Source organism: Cupriavidus sp. 05N39, assembly GCF_056397325.1.
On the sequence record NZ_JBFTNE010000263.1, the window covers coordinates 1 to 722 of the forward strand.

Consider the following 722-nt stretch of genomic DNA (forward strand, 5'->3'; position numbering starts at 1 on the left):
CGGCTGCCCATGCCCGCGTGTGCGCGGTCACCATCGACAGCACCGACCAGATGAGCTTCAGCCAGAAGGAGATCAAGGTCGGCGCGGACTGCACGCAGGTGAAGCTGACCCTGCGCCACACCGGCAAACTGGCCGCCACCGCGATGGGCCACAACTGGGTGCTCGCCCGCAGTGCCGATTACCAGCCGGTGGCGATGGCGGGCATGCGCATGACCCTGGCCGACAGCTACCTGCCCAAGGCCGATGCACGGGTGCTGGCCCATACGGCGGTGATCGGCGGCGGCCAGAGCACCAGCGTCACCTTCGCCACGGCCAAGCTGGCCAAGGGCGGCGACTACACGTTCTTCTGCTCGTTCCCGGGCCACTTCGCGATGATGAAGGGCCGATTCGTTTTCGGCTGACGCGCAGCTGCCGTCGTGTGAATGCACGCAATGCCTGACCGAACGGCAGCCACGCATGGCGTGGCTCTACGATGGTCGGATTGCACGCGTAGAGCCACCCCATGGGTGGCTGAGGCAACCCGTCCGCGTAGAGCCACCCCATGGGTGGCTGCACGCAATGCCTGATCGAACGGCAGCTACGCGTGGCGTGGCTCTACGATGGTTGGATTGCACGYGTAGAGCCACCCCATGGGTGGCTGCACGCRRTGCCTGATCGAASGGCAGCCACGCATGGCGTGGCTCTACGATGGYCGGATTGCACRTGTAGAGCCACCCCATGGG

Annotated in this window: 1 protein-coding gene; it reads left to right on the forward strand. The window is 65.9% G+C overall.

Annotation, left to right across the window (positions count from 1 at the left end; all coding sequences use genetic code 11):
• A partial coding sequence (azu, locus tag AC1DN0_RS41190; protein ID WP_477146623.1) for an azurin occupies window positions 1–401 on the forward strand: 401 nt, incomplete at its 5' end.
• Window positions 402–722 lie beyond the last annotated feature (321 nt).